Source organism: Methanosarcina sp. DH1, assembly GCF_020804205.1.
GTDB classification, from domain to species: domain Archaea; phylum Halobacteriota; class Methanosarcinia; order Methanosarcinales; family Methanosarcinaceae; genus Methanosarcina; species Methanosarcina vacuolata.
Genome location: NZ_WJBJ01000005.1, coordinates 142,823 through 161,748, shown reverse-complemented (window position 1 = coordinate 161,748; position 18,926 = coordinate 142,823). Strand labels below are relative to the sequence as shown.

At 41.2% G+C, this 18,926-nt stretch carries 12 protein-coding genes; 6 read left to right on the top strand and 6 right to left on the bottom strand.

Annotated elements, in window-relative coordinates:
* Window positions 1-397: 397 nt before the first annotated feature.
* A complete protein-coding gene (locus FXW07_RS02510) occupies window positions 398-2,692 on the bottom strand; it encodes a CDC48 family AAA ATPase (RefSeq protein ID WP_229393616.1) in 2,295 nt (764 codons plus the stop codon).
* Window positions 2,693-3,448: 756 nt separating this feature from the next.
* Here FXW07_RS02510 and FXW07_RS02505 point away from each other — a divergent pair.
* The 6 genes from FXW07_RS02505 to FXW07_RS02480 all read left to right on the top strand — a co-directional run bounded on the left by FXW07_RS02505 (window position 3,449) and on the right by FXW07_RS02480 (window position 11,131).
* Window positions 3,449-6,565 carry a tetratricopeptide repeat protein gene (locus tag FXW07_RS02505; protein ID WP_229393615.1) on the top strand — a complete coding sequence of 1,039 codons (3,117 nt, stop codon included), beginning with the start codon at window positions 3,449-3,451 and terminating at the stop codon, window positions 6,563-6,565.
* A complete protein-coding gene (locus FXW07_RS02500) occupies window positions 6,562-6,777 on the top strand; it encodes a hypothetical protein (RefSeq protein ID WP_229393614.1) in 216 nt (71 codons plus the stop codon). Before FXW07_RS02505 ends, FXW07_RS02500 begins: the two co-directional genes overlap by 4 nt.
* Window positions 6,774-7,232 (top strand): hypothetical protein, encoded by a 459-nt coding sequence (locus tag FXW07_RS02495; protein WP_229393613.1) that lies wholly within the window; start codon window positions 6,774-6,776, stop codon window positions 7,230-7,232. The genes FXW07_RS02500 and FXW07_RS02495 overlap by 4 nt, the downstream gene beginning before the upstream one ends.
* Window positions 7,233-7,373: 141 nt before the next feature.
* A complete protein-coding gene (locus FXW07_RS02490; protein ID WP_229393612.1) occupies window positions 7,374-8,759 on the top strand; it encodes an APC family permease in 1,386 nt (461 codons plus the stop codon).
* Window positions 8,760-9,256: 497 nt separating this feature from the next.
* The gene (locus FXW07_RS02485; protein WP_229393611.1) at window positions 9,257-10,498 is read left to right on the top strand and encodes an HD domain-containing protein; all 1,242 of its coding nucleotides are present in this window, start codon (window positions 9,257-9,259) and stop codon (window positions 10,496-10,498) included.
* 75 nt (window positions 10,499-10,573) lie between these two features.
* The gene (locus FXW07_RS02480) at window positions 10,574-11,131 is read left to right on the top strand and encodes a hypothetical protein (RefSeq protein WP_229393610.1); all 558 of its coding nucleotides are present in this window, start codon (window positions 10,574-10,576) and stop codon (window positions 11,129-11,131) included.
* 337 nt (window positions 11,132-11,468) lie between these two features.
* Here FXW07_RS02480 and FXW07_RS02475 read toward each other — a convergent pair whose 3' ends face one another.
* The 5 genes from FXW07_RS02475 to FXW07_RS02455 form a co-directional block, all read right to left on the bottom strand.
* Window positions 11,469-12,023 carry an O-methyltransferase gene (locus tag FXW07_RS02475; RefSeq protein WP_229393609.1) on the bottom strand — a complete coding sequence of 185 codons (555 nt, stop codon included), beginning with the start codon at window positions 12,021-12,023 and terminating at the stop codon, window positions 11,469-11,471.
* Window positions 12,024-12,512: 489 nt separating this feature from the next.
* Window positions 12,513-12,701 (bottom strand): hypothetical protein, encoded by a 189-nt coding sequence (locus FXW07_RS02470; RefSeq protein WP_229393608.1) that lies wholly within the window; start codon window positions 12,699-12,701, stop codon window positions 12,513-12,515.
* A gap of 21 nt (window positions 12,702-12,722) precedes the next feature.
* A complete protein-coding gene (locus FXW07_RS02465; protein WP_229393607.1) occupies window positions 12,723-14,921 on the bottom strand; it encodes a DEAD/DEAH box helicase in 2,199 nt (732 codons plus the stop codon).
* 440 nt (window positions 14,922-15,361) lie between these two features.
* The gene (locus FXW07_RS02460; protein ID WP_229393606.1) at window positions 15,362-17,269 is read right to left on the bottom strand and encodes a threonine--tRNA ligase; all 1,908 of its coding nucleotides are present in this window, start codon (window positions 17,267-17,269) and stop codon (window positions 15,362-15,364) included.
* A gap of 404 nt (window positions 17,270-17,673) precedes the next feature.
* Window positions 17,674-18,780: an AI-2E family transporter gene (locus tag FXW07_RS02455; RefSeq protein WP_229393605.1), complete on the bottom strand. Its 1,107-nt coding sequence runs from the start codon at window positions 18,778-18,780 to the stop codon at window positions 17,674-17,676.
* Window positions 18,781-18,926: the final 146 nt, after the last annotated feature.

The following is an 18,926-nucleotide window of genomic DNA, read 5'->3' as shown; positions in this document are numbered from 1 at the left end:
ATAGAAATGTGTACCTAAAAAGAATAGAAATGTGTGCCTAAAAAGAATACTACATGTAACCTCGATCTCGGACTGATGTAAGTTCGGATGAACTTCGGGACACCGGAAAGCGGTAGGAGGAGCATGAGGTAATCAATTGACAACTTCAGGTATTGACAAAAAAGCAGTTATTGGCGTGATAGGCCCCGGTGTCATGTGAAGCTCTTTTTCACCCACTAACTTCTTGAGATTTGTGATTTTACAAAAAAACTGTTACACTGCCGCTACTTATCGAAAAAGGCCCTATTTCCACCTACACCACTTGAGTTAGCTGGGGTCAGGATGTTTATAAAAAAGTAGAGAAGAGAAAGGAAGACAGGAAAAAGGAAAAAAGAAGGCCAAACTTCCTGTCTCGCACTCAGATATAAAATGGAGTCTCTATTTCTTTTGACTGCCGTTTTCTCAGACCACTCTGTACAGCCTGGTAATATTTCATGGTATCAGGAGTAACCGAAGGCCCGGTTTCAGCAATCGCTTGAAGGAAATGTTTCTGCTTTACTTCTTTAGCGTGAAGGTCTTCTCGAAGTGCGTCTCTTCCTGCCTTTTTGCACACGGCTGCAATGTCAGCGCCTGTATACTGATCGGTCATGGATACGAGTTTATCAACATCAACATCCTCTGCAAGCGACATTTTCGCGGTATGGACCTTAAATATTTCCTTACGAGCTCCCGCATCCGGAACGGGAACTAGAATTAACTCATCAAAACGTCCAGGTCTTAGAAGAGCCGGATCTATAATATCAGGACGGTTAGTCGCACCTATTACCACTACAGCTCTGAGTTCTTCAAGCCCATCCATCTCGGAAAGGAGCTGATTAAGGATCCTGGCTGTAACCTGTGGCTCACTTACGGAAGCCCCGCGAACAGGCGCAAGAGAGTCAAGTTCGTCCAGGAAGATAATAGATGGAGCGACCTGCCTTGCCCGTGTAAAGACCTCAGCAATCCTTTTTTCGGACTCTCCGTACCACTTGGAAAGCAGATCGCTTCCTTTTGCAGTAATGAAGTTAGCTTCGGACTCATGGGCAATGGCTTTTGCAAGGAGAGTCTTTCCAGTACCCGGAGGACCATATAAAAGCACTCCTTTGGGAGCTTCAACTCCTATATCCCTGTACGATTCCGGACTTTTAAGGGGCCATTCCACGGCCTCCTTCAGAAGTTGTTTTACTCCTTCCAGGCCGCCAACATCTTCCCAGCTCACGTTAGGAATTTCGATAAGGATTTCTCTTATAGCAGACGGCTGGACATCTTTAAGGGCATTTTCAAAATCTTCCCTTGTGACCCGAAGTGTGTCAAGGATTTCGCTTGGAATTTCAGGTTCATTGAGGTTAATCTTCGGGAGAATCCGCCTCAAGGAACTCATTGCAGCTTCCCGGCAAAGCGCAGCAATGTCAGCTCCCACAAACCCGTAAGTTATCTGAGCGAAGTCCATGAGATTTACGTTTTCGGCAAGAGGCATACCTCTCGTATGAATCTGGAAAATCTCAAGCCTTCCTTCAGTGTCCGGAACCCTTAACTCAATCTCTCTGTCAAATCGACCAGGACGGCGGAGTGCCATATCAATTGCTTCAGGACGGTTGGTTGACCCTATCACAATCACGTTCTTGCGCGCTTTAAGCCCGTCCATCAGGGAGAGGAGTTGAGCTACAACTCTCCTTTCGACTTCTCCAGTCACCTCAGCCCTCTTAGGTGCGATGGAGTCTATTTCATCAAGGAAAATGATTGCAGGAGCGTTTTTCTCTGCTTCTTCGAAGACGTCTCTGATCCCTTTTTCTGACTCCCCATAGTACTTGGACATAATTTCCGGACCATTGACTGAGATAAAATAAGCATCGGTTTCGTTTGCAACTGCTTTTGCGAGCATTGTCTTGCCTGTTCCAGGCGGCCCGTAAAGCAGCACTCCTTTTGGAGCGTCAATACCCAGCCTGTCAAAAAGTTCAGGATGCTTCAAAGGCAGCTCTATCATTTCCCTTATTTTGGTGATAGCCTCTTTAACTCCACCAAGGTCCTCATACATGACAGTAGGAACATTCTGTTCCGGAGTTATCTCTGCAGCTTCGTGTAAAAGCTCAACTTCTGTCATATCTGTAATCTTTACTATTCCAGACGGGGAAGTGGAGACCACCTGTAACTTTATTTCTCCCAGCCCAAATGACTGCTCCATACCTGGACCAAAAAAGTCCTGAAAGAAATCCTCGAACATGATTCCTTTACCGAAAGTCTCTCTTTCCCGGGACCGCCTCAAGCTTGTGGTGGAAATAAAATCTCCCCTGGAAACCGTACGGTTCATGAATACGGCTTTAAGAGTTTCACTTGGGGCATAGATCTGCATGCCCTTAGCCACAGGCGCGAGGGTTACACTCCTTGCTTCTTTCCAGTCGGCTTTGCGAATATCCACATACTCCCCTATGCTGGTTTTTGCATTTGTGCGGATAAGTCCGTCCATGCGGATAATATCCAGGCCCGAATCGCTGGGATATGGACGTCCCACCAGGGCTGAAGTCGATTTTCCTCCTCTTATTTCCACAACGTCAAAGGGCTTGAGGTCCAGCTTTTCCCTGAAACTATCATCTATCCGGACAATTCCTTTTCCGACATCTCTTTGATCAGCTTCTGCGACTTTTAGTTTTGCAGTTATCTTTTCTCTGTCAGCCAAATAATAACCCCCATTTCCATATTAGAACTTACACTTATTTAAAAAGACAACGTAGTAATTTTCAAGATAATGTAGAACTCTTAATTTCGTCTTTTTTTCAAAAACTCATCTAAGCAGCCACAGCCTTATCAATGAAGGAACCTGTTACTGTTTCCTATATTTTACAATGTAGCTTTTACGAAAATTTCCTTTAGAAGATCGAAAAAGTAACCTTCTGCCTGCTTTCCTTCAATAAACCTGATAAGGTCTTTTTATTTGCAAGATAACCGATACCTGTCATTTCTGGTTTCCCACCCTCTATTTTGTACTATATTAATAGTTATATAAAAAAGAATTCAATTAAAATATTAGTCATGGCTTCATACGTCTTCGGTTAAGTGAGTAATCATGACAAATTGCAGCAACGTCTCAACGTTTGTAATATCTTTTAATGAGTTGTTAGCTGAAAAGGGTATCGATTTCATGTAAAGAAGCCAAGGTTTAAGGACGGCTGCTAATGCAAAATCGATAGCTTTTTGGCAAGAAAATTCCTTAACCGATAACCAATGAAAATGATTCTTTTGAGACTGATATGAGATTACACCAACTTTAATCAAAATATATTTGAATTTTCGTGAGTTTTATGTGAGCCTTGATACCTTTAAAGCTGGATTTCTGTTTTTTAATTCATATTTTTAAGTCTTAAATATTATTTTTATTGATATATACACTTTAAATTTATTAATTATGAAATCCAAATAACAATCGGTGATTTTTTTGGAATACTCTTCTCTTGATTTTCAGATTACCCGATCCCCCGAATCATCCCCCTATACATATCGTGCCTCGATTCTGAATGATGAAAATGTTGTAGCGAGCAACGATTTTGAACTCAGGAAAGACCTGAGACTTTCTCAGATGCTTGAAAGTATAGAGAAAAAAGTTACCGAAAGCCCTGAAGAACCAGAAAAACATAAAGAAAATGCAGAGGCACGAGAAGAAAAGGATAGAGAAGAGCCGCATGTCGAATTTGGGAAAATGCTTTACAGCAAGGTATTTTCCGGTCAACTCGGGGAGTATTTCAACAACTCCATAAAGGAAGCTCAGGAAAACGGTAGTGGACTCAGGATTTCACTCAGGTTTGGTGAAAACGTTCCGGAAATTTCAGCATTGCCCTGGGAATACCTGCACGACGACGAAGATTTTCTGATTCGAAGAAGAAACATCCTGATTTCAAGGCTGCCAGCAGGCGTGAAGAAGAAAAAGCTTGAACCTCTTGATTCCGTACTCAGGATGCTGGTAATAATTTCCGGCCCGGATGACCCCATAATTTCACCTTTGAACACGGAAAAAGAACAGGAAATAATCCTTGAAGCCGTGGACAAACTTCAAAGAGACCAGAAAATAAAAGTGGATTTTACTGAAGATGCAACCTTTGAAAACGTCGAAGGCTACCTTAACGAACAAGATTACCATATTATCCATTTTACAGGTCACGGGATCAGCATAGATGGAAAAGGTCATCTTGTTTTTGAAAACGAAGACCAGAAAGCAAGGCTTATTGACAACAAAACCCTTTCCGACCTTTTTTCCGAACGAGGAATCCGGCTTGTTGTGCTCAGTTCCTGTGAATCAGCTAAAGGCTCGAATAAAGAAGCTTTTGGGGATCTGGCCAGCATGCTTTCCAAAGAGGGAATTCCTGCTGTCGTGGCAATGCAGTATTCGGTAATTGATGACGTCGCCATAAAGTTTGCGTACAATTTTTACAGAGCAATTGCAAGCGGAAAACCTGTTGACCTTGCTTTAAAAGAAGCAAGACTCGTGATGAAGAACTTAGAAAACGGTAATGGACTTGACTTTGCAACTCCGGTACTTTATCTTTCAGACTGCAACTGCGTTAATGTAGAGAATTTAAAACCGGAACCTTCGGAATTCGTTTTCAAACCCATGATGATGCCGGATTTACAGGTCATGGAAAAAGGCTTTGTTGCCAGGAGAAAAGAACTCAGGCTTCTTGAAAAAGGCTTCAAATCCGACGTAAAACGAGCTGCAATTATCCACGGCTTTGGAGGAATTGGAAAAACCGTACTTGCAACTCGATTTGCGTTGAAAATGGGCTATTACTTCGAAGGCACGCTGGGGATAAAATTTACTCCCACAACCAGGCCGGAAGATATCCTGAACAAATTCAACAGCTTTTTACTGATGAAAGGAAGACCTGAACTGAACCAGATCCTTAACCAGCAGTTTCCTATTGAAGTCAAAACTACTTTACTGGTCGAAATCTTGAAGCAGATAAGGTTCTTGGTCATTTTCGATAACTTTGAAGATTGTCTGAACGAAGAAAGGAACGACATAGAAAATCCCGAGCTTAAGGCGTTCATCCAGCAACTCCTTAATACCACGACAAGAAACACAAAATACCTCATAACAACTCGTTATGATTTTGATCCTCTTGATGGCAGGCTTGCTGCCGGAATCGAACACATCTCTCTTCCAGAACTCCGTTTCCCCCAGACAAACTGGTTAATGAACAATTTTACTGAACTGGCAGATCTGGGAATGCGGAAGAAAAAGAAAATATATGATGTCATAGGCGGTCATCCCTGGACAATAGGCCAGTTTGCTGTACTTGCTTCCAGTCAGGGAGTAGATGATCTTTTATTAGAGCTTGAACCTCTCCAAAAAAAGCTTATTGAGTTTACTCTGCTGGACAAGTCTTATTCAAAACTGAATCAAGAAGCAAAAAAACTGCTTCTCTACGCCTCAATCTACGAAGAAGCTGTTTCAATTGAAGCATTGTCATGGATTATAGGAAATGAGAAAGATCAAAGTCTTTCTGTTGGAGAATCTTTAAATAAACTCCTCCAATGGGGTCTCATTTCAAAAGAACAGGAGTACGGTAAGAGTGTTTACTCGGAGCACACAATTGTAAAAGATTTTGCACGGAAAAAACTGGAAAAAGGCGGACTGGACAAAAAAGAGCTTTTTATCAGGGCTGCTGGATACTATGAAAATCTGGTTTCCCAAACTGGAAGCCTCTGGGATTATCTAAAAGCACGCGACTATTATTTCCAGGCAGGAGATTGGGAGAGTGCAAATGAAGTTGTAGAAAATACTTCAGACCTCTTGATTCGCTGGGGACATATTGAACTTGCGATGAGTCTATTAAATGATTCTATCGATACGACATCAGGAGAAACAAAAACAAATGCCGAGTACATCCTTGCGACGATTTATTATCGTCTCGGAGATTTAGATACTGCATTTAAAATATATAATAACATTAAATATAAATATGAGGAAGGGGGGAATAAAAGGGGGGTTGCAGTTGTACTTCACGCAATTGGAATGATTCATCACCTTCAGGGCAACTACGAAGAAGCAGTGAACCTATATAACCAGTCCCTGAAAATGGAAGAAGAGCTGGGAAACAAAAGCGGAATTGCACAAACACTGCACGCGCTTGGAATGATTCATCACCTTCAGGGCAACTACGAAGAAGCAGTGAAAAAGTATAACCAGTCCCTGAAAATGGAAGAAGAGCTGGGAAACAAAAGCGGAATTGCAATAACACTGCACGCGCTTGGAAATGTCCATTATTCTCAGGGCAACTACGAAGAAGCAGTGAAAAAGTATAACCAGTCCCTGAAAATGGAAGAAGAGCTGGGAAACAAAAGCGGAATTGCAATAACACTGGGACAATTAGGAAGAATATATGCGGAAAGGGAAGAGTTATCTCTTGCTCTTCAGGCGTATTTAACTGCTTTTTCGATTTTTAAATCGCTTAATTCTCCATACGTTCAACTGGCTGCAAGTGATCTGGCTGAATTGCGAAATAAGATGGGAGAAGAAGAATTTGATGCCGAATTTGAAAGGCTGGTGAATGAATGACTTCTGAACTCATTAAATGTCCTCACTGCGGATACAAATATTTCACAGATGTAGAAAAAATTGTTGAAGATGGGGAAGCTATCGCAGTACGTTTAGGGTTTTCTGATGTTAAAAAAGCATTCAGCCGAAAAACTCCCAAAAGCATGTTTATAGATCTTACCTGTCCCAATTCTAATTGTAAAAAAGAATTCGAATGGGAAGTAAAGGTATGACTGAAGGAGAAGTTGAAAGCGGGGCTGGTGAAGAAGAGATTCCTTCTTTTCCCGCTGAGCCCAATCCGTTCTGGAAAAAGAATGCTGAAAAGCTTGTTGGGGAATCTATTTCGGCTGTAGAAGATACGGCAAAACAGTTTGTTGTTGTCACAGGGCTGCTTCAAGGAATTTATTTTCACGCTATTGCTTTTTCGGATATTAAGGGAGCAGAAGGGTATTCGGTTTTGATCTATCTGGCTCCGCTTGTGCTGTGGTTGCTGAGTTTGATTTTTGCGGTAATGGTGCTCTTCAGGAAAAAGTATGAGATTAACATAAATTCGACCAGGGACTCAAAGGAAAAATTTGAGGATATGGTGAAAATTAAGTATAGGTACATCCGGATTTCGGGGTTTTTGCTGATTCTTAGTTTCGTGGCGCTTGCTGTTGCTTTCTTGCATTACCTGGGTATATTTTAATTCTTTTTCGATTTTTTAGTCTTTTTCTTCTACTGGGAGTTTTTTGGAAAAATATATTTAGTATGTGTTTTAATTATCTGAAAGCCTGTTTGCGAACAAATAAATATACAAAACCTTTTACAGGTAGCCTAAGAGATAAAAATGACCGAACTTAAGAAAACGATTTCCTTCACTCGGGGCATGGGGCTTGCAATCTGCATGCTTATAGGCACAGGCATTCTTGCACTGCCAGGCTTGGCACTTGATGCAGGCACCGTCTATGAAGCAATCCTCGGCTGGTTCCTTATAGCGATTGTCGCAGTCCCTCTTATCGAAGTCTGCTCCAGCCTTGGCCTTAAATTTCCTTCAACAGCCGGACTTGCAGGTTATGCTGAAAAGGCTGTTGGGCCCTGGGGAGGATATGCGGTTTCCTACCTTGTGGGAGGCTCTTTCTTTTTCGGGCTTCCTGCGGTTGCCCTTATAGGCAGCGAATATATGAAGCATCTTTTTCAGTTGTCAGAAGCAGGAGCAGCCCTTTTTGCGGTTCTGCTTGTAACCCTTATGTTTCTTTCGAACATGGCAGGAATGAGGGTTATCTCTCTGATCAATTACGCATCTCTGGCTGTCCTTTTTCTGCTAATAGGCCTGCTTATTGCTTTTAACCTTGATTTTCTGGGCTCGGGCCTCAGGATTGCCAGCGAAGCAATTAGCGGTAACGTGCATATAGACCTGCATAACATCTGGAAAGTTGCAGCTCTCCTTTTCTGGGCTTTTATTGGTTGGGAAAACCTTTCTTTTTCCCTGGGAGAAATCAAAAACCCTGAAAAAAATGTACCTCGCCTTTACTGGCTCAGTTTTGCCCTTGTAACCTTAATTTACCTTCTGCTTGCCTTAATCAGCACGGGAGCCAGTGTTTCAGGCGCTTCTCTTCAGGGAGCAGCAGGGCTTTCCGGCCTCGTGCTTTTTACGCCCGGAGGAAAACTGCTCATCTGGCTCATGATAGTGGTTATTTCAGCAAATGCCTGTTCCTGGAACTTTACTGCAAGCCGCTTGCTGTACGCCGGGGGCAGGAAAGGAATTTTTCCTGAGGTCTTCGGAAGGCTTTCAAAAAGGAATATCCCTGTATCCAGCCTGGTTGGGCTGTATGCACTTTCAATTTTCCTGGTTTTCGGAAGTTATCTCTTCAAAATTCCGGTATCAACTATGATGCTATTCGTAAGCCAGAACTACGTTTTCCTCTACGCTTTCATTATAATTGCATACTGGAAAACCGAAAACGGCTGGAAAAAATGGATTTTTTCGGCTCTTTCACTCGTGTCCCTGAGTTTTTTGGTCTCAGGGTTTACCTGGAAAGTCGCTTATCCGATCTTTTTGATAGGTTTTGGATATTACAGGTTTCTCAGGAGTACGGATAAAATTTCTACATCCAGACTGCCTGCATCCAAACTGTCTGCATCCAAACTGTCTGCGTCCAAACTGTCTGCATCCAGAAACGAAATTGCGCACTGTGAAGACGTTCAGGAAATCTCTAGTTTGGTCAAGCACTGAATGATAGGTACTGACGTTAGGTACTGAACATTAAGTACTGAATAATTTAGGGACCTTAAAAATTGTTTGAGATAACCAGTTGTTTGATAACCAGTTGTTTAAACGCTTTATTCTTGGAAAAATAATTAATTTTAATTTTCCCATCAAAAATACACCATATTTTTGTCTAAAAACGAATTTTACTTAATTAAACTCCATTGGTCATCGGTTAAGGAACTTTCTTGCCTGAAAGCTATTGATTTTGCATTAGAAGCCGGCCTTAAATTTTGGCCTATTTACATGAAATCGATACCCATTTCAGCTCACAATATACAATATTTTTGATAAATGTTGAGAAAATTGACGCAATTTGTCACGATTCCCCACTTAAACGAAGACGCATGAATCTCTCTTATCAATTATAATTAAATAACATAGCTGCATAAAAACAGTTAAAGAAAATTTACACATCGCTTTTTAATAATAACTTTTTGCAGGACTTATATGGGGGGTATTCAATGTTAAAGTATATTCATGAATTACGAGATCCAATACACAATTTTATACATTATAGCACAGAGGAAAGAAAAGCAATCGATTCAAGACCTATCCAGCGACTCAGATATATTCACCAACTTGCTTTGACTTACCTTGTCTATCCTGGAGCTACCCATAAAAGATTTGAACATTCGTTGGGGGTAATGGAACTCGCAAGTCGAGTCTATGATGTTGTTACTGATCCTAATAACATACTCTATGATTCAATAAGAAACATCGTTCCTAAATCTGCCTTTGAACTGCAGTATTGGCGACGAACACTTCGTATGGCTGCTCTCTTCCATGATGTGGGACATCTGCCCTTTTCGCATGCGGCCGAAAAAGAACTTCTGCCAGATGATTGGAATCATGAAATGATAACTGCCGAGATCATCCGCAGTGAGGATATGACAAAAATATGGAATGATCTCAAGATTCAAACCGAGGATGTAGTTAAATTAGCAGTAGGGCCGAGATATTATAAAAACTACAACTTTACCCATTGGGAGGCAATCCTTTCCGAAATAATTGTTAGTGATGCTCTTGGAGTAGATAGAATGGACTACCTTTTAAGGGATTCTCACCACACGGGTGTAGCTTATGGAAAATTTGATCATTATAGGTTAATTGAAACTATGCGGATCCTTCCAAAATATTATAATTATGGATCTAAAGAACCTGCATTGGGTATTGAAAATGGTGGATTACATGCAGTTGAAGCTATGCTTCTTGCTAGATATTTCATGTATACACAATTATACTTTCACCCTGTTAGGCGGATCTATGACATCCACCTGAGAGATTTCCTTAAAACATGGTTGCAAGATGGAGTTTTTATCACTAAAGTTGAGAGTCACTTACAAATGACCGATAATGACGTATTTGTAGGATTATTTGAAGTCGCACATGATCAAAGTCATCCGGGCCATGAGTATGCAGAACGAATAGTAACTAGGAATCATTTCAGATTATTGTATGACAGAAAGCAAGAAGATATCTCTAAAAACCTAGAAGCACAAAAAGCCATCTACAATGACTTCAAGAAACAATTTGGAGAAAATAATGTGATATATGATACAGAAAAACAAAGAGGCGGAGATTCCACTTTTCCCGTGTATTTGAATAACAGAAGAATAGTTTCCGCTCTATCTATATCTGATGTGTTACCAAAAATACCTATTGCTGCTATAGATTCTATTTATATAAATCCAAACTGTCTATAACTGCTACCAAATGGTTAAATGTTAACTGAGAACGTATTCTCAAACCTTCAACAGAAGAATAGCGTGTGATATTAAATGAAAAGACTGCAAGTAGATGCTGTTTTATTGTCATTAATAGAACATATGGAAATCAAGGGCAGCCGGTGTGGGGAAGTTCATATTCAGAAAGCATGTTATCTACTGGAAGAACTCTTTGGAGACCCATTGGGACTTGAGTTTATTCTTTACAAACATGGCCCTTACTCTTTTGATCTTAATGATGAGTTAACAGCTATGAGAGCGGATAATATTATTGAATTACGAACAAAATTTCAGTTTTATGCGCCGAGTCTTTTACCTGCCGAAAACAGCCAGCTTATAAAAAACATGTATCCTAAAACAATAAAAAAATTTGAACCCTTAGTAAAATTTATCTCTGAAAATTTTGCATCTTATGGAGTCCCCACACTTGAGAAAATATCAACAGCTCTTTATGTAACTCGGAAGGAAGATACTGATGGAAGCGTTGAGGATCGTTCTAGAAGAATTCACAAACTTGAACCTCATGTAACGGTAGAAGAAGCCTGTGAAGCCATAAAAAACATCGATCTGATTATAGAGGAAGCTAAGGGGATTTCGTTTTCGACTACATAACGTTTCTATCACGTTTTTTGAATATTACTTTTAATCATTTTATCGTTTAGATTTCTAGTCCAAATGTGTACATCTGCGAAAAGTCTTGGAACCTATCTTGACTTGTCAGATTAGACAATTAATCCAATCGCTGGTATCGATTTCACTACGAACGATATCTTTTGTATAAGAGATCTAATGATAATGCTTCACCTTGTAATGCGACATAGTCAAGTTATGTATATACCTAATCCAAATTGATACAATACAATTCGATAATGGGCTCTTGAATTGATCGGCTTTTAGTATATTTAGTATATGTAGATATATTATCGACTGCTCGTCATCTTTGGTAAACTCATTTTTTCCGACAAACCAACTCACCATTTTTAAGTGGGATAAGTACTGCATCGACTCGGTGGTCATTATACACACAGTCAAGAAACGGCTTGAGCGTATCAGCGTGGCTTATCACATTGTCAGCTATCAATATGCCACCTCTAACCATTTTAGGTATGATTTCCTCATAGCAGTTAAGATAATACTCTTTCTCGCAATCTAAGAAACAAAAGGATATTCCATAATATTGGTTTATTAAGTATCTAGCATCTCCATGTACGAGTTCTACGATGTCCTCCAGTCCAGCTTTTGAGAAAGTTTCACGTGCCAATTTCACTTTCTCTTCCAGTATTTCGAAAGTGATTAATTTACGATTTGTTTCTATACAAGCGAGTGCAAGCCACATGGATGAATAACCTGCACTTGTACCTATCTCCATAGCTATCCCGTCAGGGGAAAAGGCTAGCATGAGTGCAATAAACTTGCCGGTTTCAGGTGGGATCTGTCTTAACCTTTGTGATTTCGGTGTTCCATCAGTTCTATCTTCTTTATCGATAAGCTCAAGGTAATTCATTCGTTCCTTCATAAGGTCAGGTATTTCATGGAACATAGTCGTCATCTTACTATCAGTTTTAACTTTTTATAAATCGTTGTCTATATAAAGCTTTTCAAAAAGATAGTAATGCCATAATTAGAAAGTTACAAGAATCCAGGTTCAGTTATTTAAGGCGTTATTTTTTCAAAAGTTAAAATTCTTTAAAATTAAGGTTAGTGAACTTGTTTTTCACCATATTATATTCGGTGTTTAAAAGGAAAAACGATAAAGCCCTAAATATCAAATTAGAGACAATTAATTCTTTAGTCGTCCAGTATTGCATGGTTGACATTACCCTGATTAAATATTCAGTATGCCAAATAGTTGCGTTTTGTGCAAGGAATACAAGTAAGCTCCATTTGCACTGAGTTTCAAAACAAAAAGGACCTGAAAACTACTTTACGAGCATTTGAAAATAATATCAACCAGATAATAGGAAACAACGGTTTCCTGGGTCAAATTAAGTATTTATCCGGCTGGCGAGCCGATTCTGTCCTGCAAGGCGAAGAAGAGAAAAACAAAAGATTCCTGCTTCTTGATGGTCGCTTGATGATCTCTTGATGATCTCTTGATGATCTCTTGATGATCTCTTGATGGTCTCTTGATGCTCTGAATAATCTCAATCACCGGGTCAGAAAACATCATTGCGGAAGCCATCAGTTGTCAGGAAACCTCATGTTATTTTTGCCGGATAATATTTTTGACCCGCCTGTCCCATTCCGTAGACTCAAAAAGCTCCTTCAGTTCAGGGGAATCATCTATAAAACAGAAGCCCCAGTAAACCGCAGGCAGGAACTCCCTTTTCCAGTGCTCTTTTTTCTTCTTGTCGAGGAACTGGTAGGTTTCCGAAGACGAGAGGCGGCTTACGAACCCCAGCACTTTTACAAGTTCAGGGATAGTCTTCTGAGCCGAACCGAGCTTCAGGCATTTAAGCCTGAGGTTATCTATCTTTCGGAAATCGGGCTCGAAGTTCAGAGCTTTTAAGATCTGGTTTTTCTCAGGCATCGAGAGGTGCCCACCGTTATACTTGAGGGAGTTCAGGGCCTGAAGTTTCAGCAGCCATTCTACTTCCCCGAAAACCTTGGGTTTATGCTGCCTTGAAACATCCCCTAGCCTGCGGTCTTCATAAGCTTCCCTCTTGAGCCTATTTATATTGCCTGCAAGCTCTGCAAGCTCTTCTGCATCCCTGAATTCTCTGACCCGGAATCTCAGGGTAGCTCGCATAAGTTCCCGCTTTTCCCGCTCAAAAGCTCCTATGTCCTTTTCCTCGGTCAGTGCGAGCAGACGCGAAAAATACTTTGCCCTGATGGACGTCGGAGGAAGTCTTACCGGGATTTCACGAAACTGAGCCACTTTTCTTTTTCCTTTCCCTTTCCCCTTTCCTTGAAAGCCAAGTTCTACCTTCTTAATCTCTATCTTTCCTTCCTCGATTGCTCTAGCTGCATCGCCCTCTGAGAAAAGTTCTTCAAGGCGGATCTCAGGCTGGAGCATCTGCACCTGGTCAACCTTTTCCCCGGAAAAAACGCCTTCTCCAAAGCGCTGGTAGAGAGAGTCAATACTATCCGAAATCTCAAATATATTGCCCTGTTGCTTACCTGAGACTGAAGAAAGCCTTGTCACCCTTCCGACCTGCTGTTCAAAGAGCCGCATACTCAGGGTAGGACGCAGCAAAACAAGGGCTTCAAGTCCCGGAAAATCAAAACCTTCAATCAGCATGCCTACGGTGCACAGCACATAAGGAGGCTTTCCCATTTCTCTGAAAGCTGCAAGAATGTCACTTTGTTCATTTTTAGACAGCTCCGAGCTTATAAAAACCGTATCCCGAAACTCGCCTTCAGGAGTATAATTCTCAAAATTTAAGGGCAGGATAGGCTCAGGATCCTTTTCGGATTCAGGAACTGAAATTTCCCCATTGAAAACCGAGGAGGTAAGCTTTGCATGGAAAGCATTAATTTCCTCACCTTCAGCCCCTACGCCATAGACACGCTTCCTCACAGGGGCGCAAAAGACGAGTGTTTTTGCATGCTTGTGTTTTATCAGAGAATCGTACACATCTTTTGCAAGCTGAGTTCTTCGAATTACCTTTTTCAACTTGTCAGGAGTACTGCAATCAAGGAAAAGGTCCTGCTTATCAAGTTCATCAAGCCCTCTTTCAAAATCAAAGATTTCAAAGATATCCTCAGAACTCTCGGCAATCGTGTACTTAAGTGGGGCAAGTTCGTTGTCCAGGATGCATTCAGGAAGGGTTTTTGCGTATACCTCCCTCATATCCCCTGCAATTTCATCCACGAACTTGACATTCCCGACAACTCCCTGGAATGGAGTTGCAGTCATTCCCAGGATTTTTGTCCTTTCCCCCAATTCATTGAGAAAATCGTTTCCTCGATTGTTAATGAAATTGTGGATCTCATCCACTATTGCAAGGTCGGCAAGTTCAAGAATCAGGTTCTTGATCTCAGAGCTCTGTTTTCCAAGTACGGTCTGAAGCGAGGCAAAAAGAACAAAACCTTTATCCTTTTCCTTCCCAAAAAACCTCAAAGTTTCAGCAAGTTCTTTTCGGTCCACCTTATGTTCGGACGAGAGAAGTGCGCTGTTGGGAAAAAGGGGCCGTTTTTTCTTCCTGTCATAATAGGTCTGGCTAAGAAGAGGATTATTTCTCGAGACAAGGAAAAGCACGACTTTTCCTTCGTCGTAGTACTTCTTCATTATATGTTTCGAAAGAAAGGTTTTACCCCAGCCTGTAGGAACCTTGATATAGCCTCTCTGATTGTTTTTGAGATATTTTAGAATATCCTCAAAAATTTCCTTTTTATCTTTCCTCAAGGGCTCAAGCTCGACGGTTTCCATACCGACTGCGGTCTCATTTGAAATTGTCATCAGTCACGCTGTCCTTACACTTGTCAATGTAAAAATTTGATATCAAAACCAGAAAGTGCCTTACAAAGGTTTTCTGGGAAACTGGTATAACCATATAACAGAAAATTCTGCATGTAATTGTAAACTTAATAAGAAGTAACTCCCCATAACTTACAAATCATCAGTAAAAATTCCATTTAGTAAAAATTTCATTCCAAAATGCTTAAATCAGGATCTTTTCGTTCAGAAACGGAGAAGAACAAACCTAGAACTACTTTTATTTAAAAGAAATCCTCTTTCAATAATAAGAATTACGTCAATATATATGTTATGCTAAAAAGCCAGAAGAAACAGGAAACAAGGAATTTTGTTCCCTCTGGCGGCTTCCGAAAACTTAGATGGAAGAGTTTAGCAAATTTCAGTATGTTTTCTTGAAAACACTCAGAAACATTTTAATATGTTTAAACGAACTTTGGCCTTTCCGAAAGATATTTTGATAGGGGCAGTTTTCTGTACGGTTTTCCTGCAATTTCACCTTTAATCCGGGCATTAAGCTCTTCCGTAGTAATTTGAACTTTTTTAGGTTTGTTCTGTTCGGATTCGGCCCGAATGGTCACATTAATGGTGTTATCCTCAACTTCTTTATCTCCAATAACAACCACGTAAGGTACCCATTCCCTGCCTGCCTCCCTCACTTTCTTTCCTATTGACAGGTCGCGGTCGTCAATGTCAACCCTGCAGTCCAGCTTCTGTGCAACCTCTTCGGCAAAAGCGACGTGTTTTTCTGAGATTGGCACAATTCTGACCTGGGTAGGAGAAAGCCACACTGGCAGCATAGGAACCTTTCCTTCTTCGGTTTCCATTGCAGCTTTTTCGAGAAGGGCGTAAATGCAGCGTTCGATTGCCCCGCTTGGAGAGCAATGAAGCACGGTAGGCCTTTCCAGTTTGCCGTCAGCATTTACATAAGAAATATCATACCTTTCGGCGTTTTCGACATCAATCTGGACCGTGGAAAGTGCACTTGCCTTCGCAAGGGCGTCTACGAAGTTAAACTCGAATTTGAGCACGAAATAGAAGAAGCGGGTGTCCCACATTTCAACAAGCACAGGTTTGTCGACGGTCCTTGCCATATTGACTACAAGCTCTTTATTCGACTCGTAAAAGTCCCTGGTAAAGCGGATGGCTACTTCATAATCCTTAATATGGATTCCCACATTTTCAAGCACATCAATGCAGAGGTCATACTGTTTTTTGAACTGGTCTACAGCCTGGTCCATGTCCTCGCAAAGGCTGTGCATATCAGGCATGGTAAAAGCTCTGAGCCTTCTCAAGCCCACAAGTTCTCCCCGCTGTTCCTTTCTGAAACTGTAACGGGTCATTTCGATCATCCGAAGAGGCAGGTTCCTGTAGGAAATCGTCATGTCGTGGTTCATAAGGAACTGCCCGAAACAGGCTGCAAAACGCAGGAACATCTGCCTCTTGTCTGACTCAATGGAGTACTGCCTTGCAGGGAACCTGTCCAGATATTTCTTAAGAGTCGGATGGTTCATGTCATACATGATAGGAGTTTCAACTTCCATTGCCCCAAAGTCGGTTGCGATATCAAGCACATAATTCTCAAGAAGGGACTTTATAAGCCTCCCTTTCGGATAATAACGCATGTTTCCGGAATCAGACCCTGGTTCATAGTCCGCAATCTCAAGCCTCCGCATAAGCTCCACATGAGGAGGAGCACGCTCAACAGCTCTGCTCTTGGAAATTTCGTAGTTTACAAACTGCTGGAGTTTGGGGTAAGGCGTAAGGTCGAAACTCTCAACTTCGTGAAGTTCTCCATCAGGAGTAAGGATGCGCCAGTAAGACTTTGCCGTACCTTCGGCTTTAAGGGCTTCGGAAACAACCTCTTCTTTTGCCCCGGTTGCTTCTACTTTGCCTTCTGATTTTTGAGTTCCTTCAGGGCGTATGCTCCTTGAGAGTTCGGAAAGTGGGTGCCCTTTACAGCTAATACTAAAAGCCTTATACCACCCGAAAGGAGCACGTTTGACCTCGTATTTTCCTGAGAGCGCAGTCTCTATGCCTTTTAGTACCTTTACTGCAACTTTCGGAGAAGAAAGGTCAGAACTTAGATGAGCATAAGGATAGAGCATTATACGGTCGGTTTTGACCTGGGTAGCTACCTTTTCAAGTTCGGAAACCGCCTTTTCTATAGTTTCCTCAGGATTTGCCTCATCTACACTTTCAACAGCCATAAAAGCGGTAAGTGCTTCCTCAAGCCTGCCGGACTTTAAGGACTCTTCAATTTTTTCAGCAACTGGAGTTTGTTTTTTGGTTTCGTATTCAATATAATCAGAGTGAATGAGCAATAACTGCATTCTATCACCTATGTTCGATTTCTTCGGTGTGGAAGTTTGTTCCGAATCTATTTCGGTTTGAATTTTGTTCCGAATTTATTTCGGTTTGAGTTTTGTCCCGAATTTGTTTCGGTTTTTAATTTTTCCCTAACTAGCTTCAGTTTTCAATTTATCCCGAACTAGCCTCGGTTTGGAATTTATCCCGAACTGTTTTCTTTTGAATCAAATAGTTGATTTATATAAGACTAACTGAGGTCTGTACCGTCAGTAGATCTTGATTAAAGGGGTAAAGAAGAATATATGACAGTCCTAATATCCTTCAACGATATAAAATAATCCCTTTCGACTGATACTTTTGAGCATATAATGGAAAACTTCAGGATTTCAGATGTTTTTCGGTACGTTTTCTGAATTTTACTCAGAAATTACTTTTCCGAGTCAGCCTTACTTGGGTGTCCCACTTTCTTGAGGTCTGTGCAGGTCTCGACAATTTCGGGATGGGTGTGGTCCTGATAAACTCTGTAAGCCGCAACCAGAGCCCCGAGAAGAATAGGGGCTGCAAAAAATCCTGCAATTCCTCCGACAAAAGCCCCGCCAAGGAAGGCAAGCATAAGCAGCATCGGGTGAATCTTGGATTGCAGGCTGGTCAGATAGGGCCTGAGAATCAGCTCTGGGGGACCGTAGATAATAAGGGAGGATACTGTAAAGAAAACGGCTGCACTTCTAAACCCAAGCTCAAAGTATCGCATTAAAGCCAGAGGCACCAGCACCATGTACCCCGCAAAAAGAGGAACTATCGAAGCTATGAAGATAAGGGTCGCCAGGGCAAGCACATGGGAAAAACCAAAAGAGTAGAAAACAATAACCGAGGTTACGCTGACTATTAGAGCAGAATAGGCATTGCCTATGAAAATTCCTTTAAGGATCATATCAAGATGATGCGCGTAACGGTTTACAACTTCTTTGTACTCTTTTGGGATCACGCCAAGAAATGCGCAGTAAAGCCGATCCCCATCAGCGAGTATAAAATAGCAGAAAATGATCGAGATTAAAAAATTAATGACAAATAGACCGATACTCTGGGCATATGAAAGAAGCCCTATACTGCCTACTGCAGGGAGTAACGAGGTAAAGAGGTCCCAGATTGCAGAATTAATACTTTCTATGATTCTATCCGGAACGTTCAGAGAGTTTATGAAATCCAGAATCACTGCCGCAACTGCCGTCTTATGTCCAATAATCCAGGAAACCTGGTTAAGGATCTCAACAATACCTGCCCCTACAATAAACACTATAGGGATGAATATGCACAGACTGGCAATAAGAGCCCCTATTTTTCTGTGCTTTTTGAATTTTACCCGGATAGGCCTGGCAATGTAAGCAAAGACTATGCCCAGTACGATTCCATCTGCGAGGGGCAGCAGAATTAGAAACGCAAAGTACAGAAGCAGCGCTACCGCCAGTGCTGCTCCTATTTTCCATCGGCTGGCTATGATCTGACTTACTCCGTCAGGGTTTTGGCTCAATTTCATTTTTTAGTTTCCGTTTGAGTAAATGAATTATACACAGGTTTAAATCAAGTTTGTGGAAATTTTATAAATATATGAAATCTAAACTTAATTAAAAAGTGCAATATCTAAATATATTTAGAAACTATTTAAAAATATCACAGAGATGT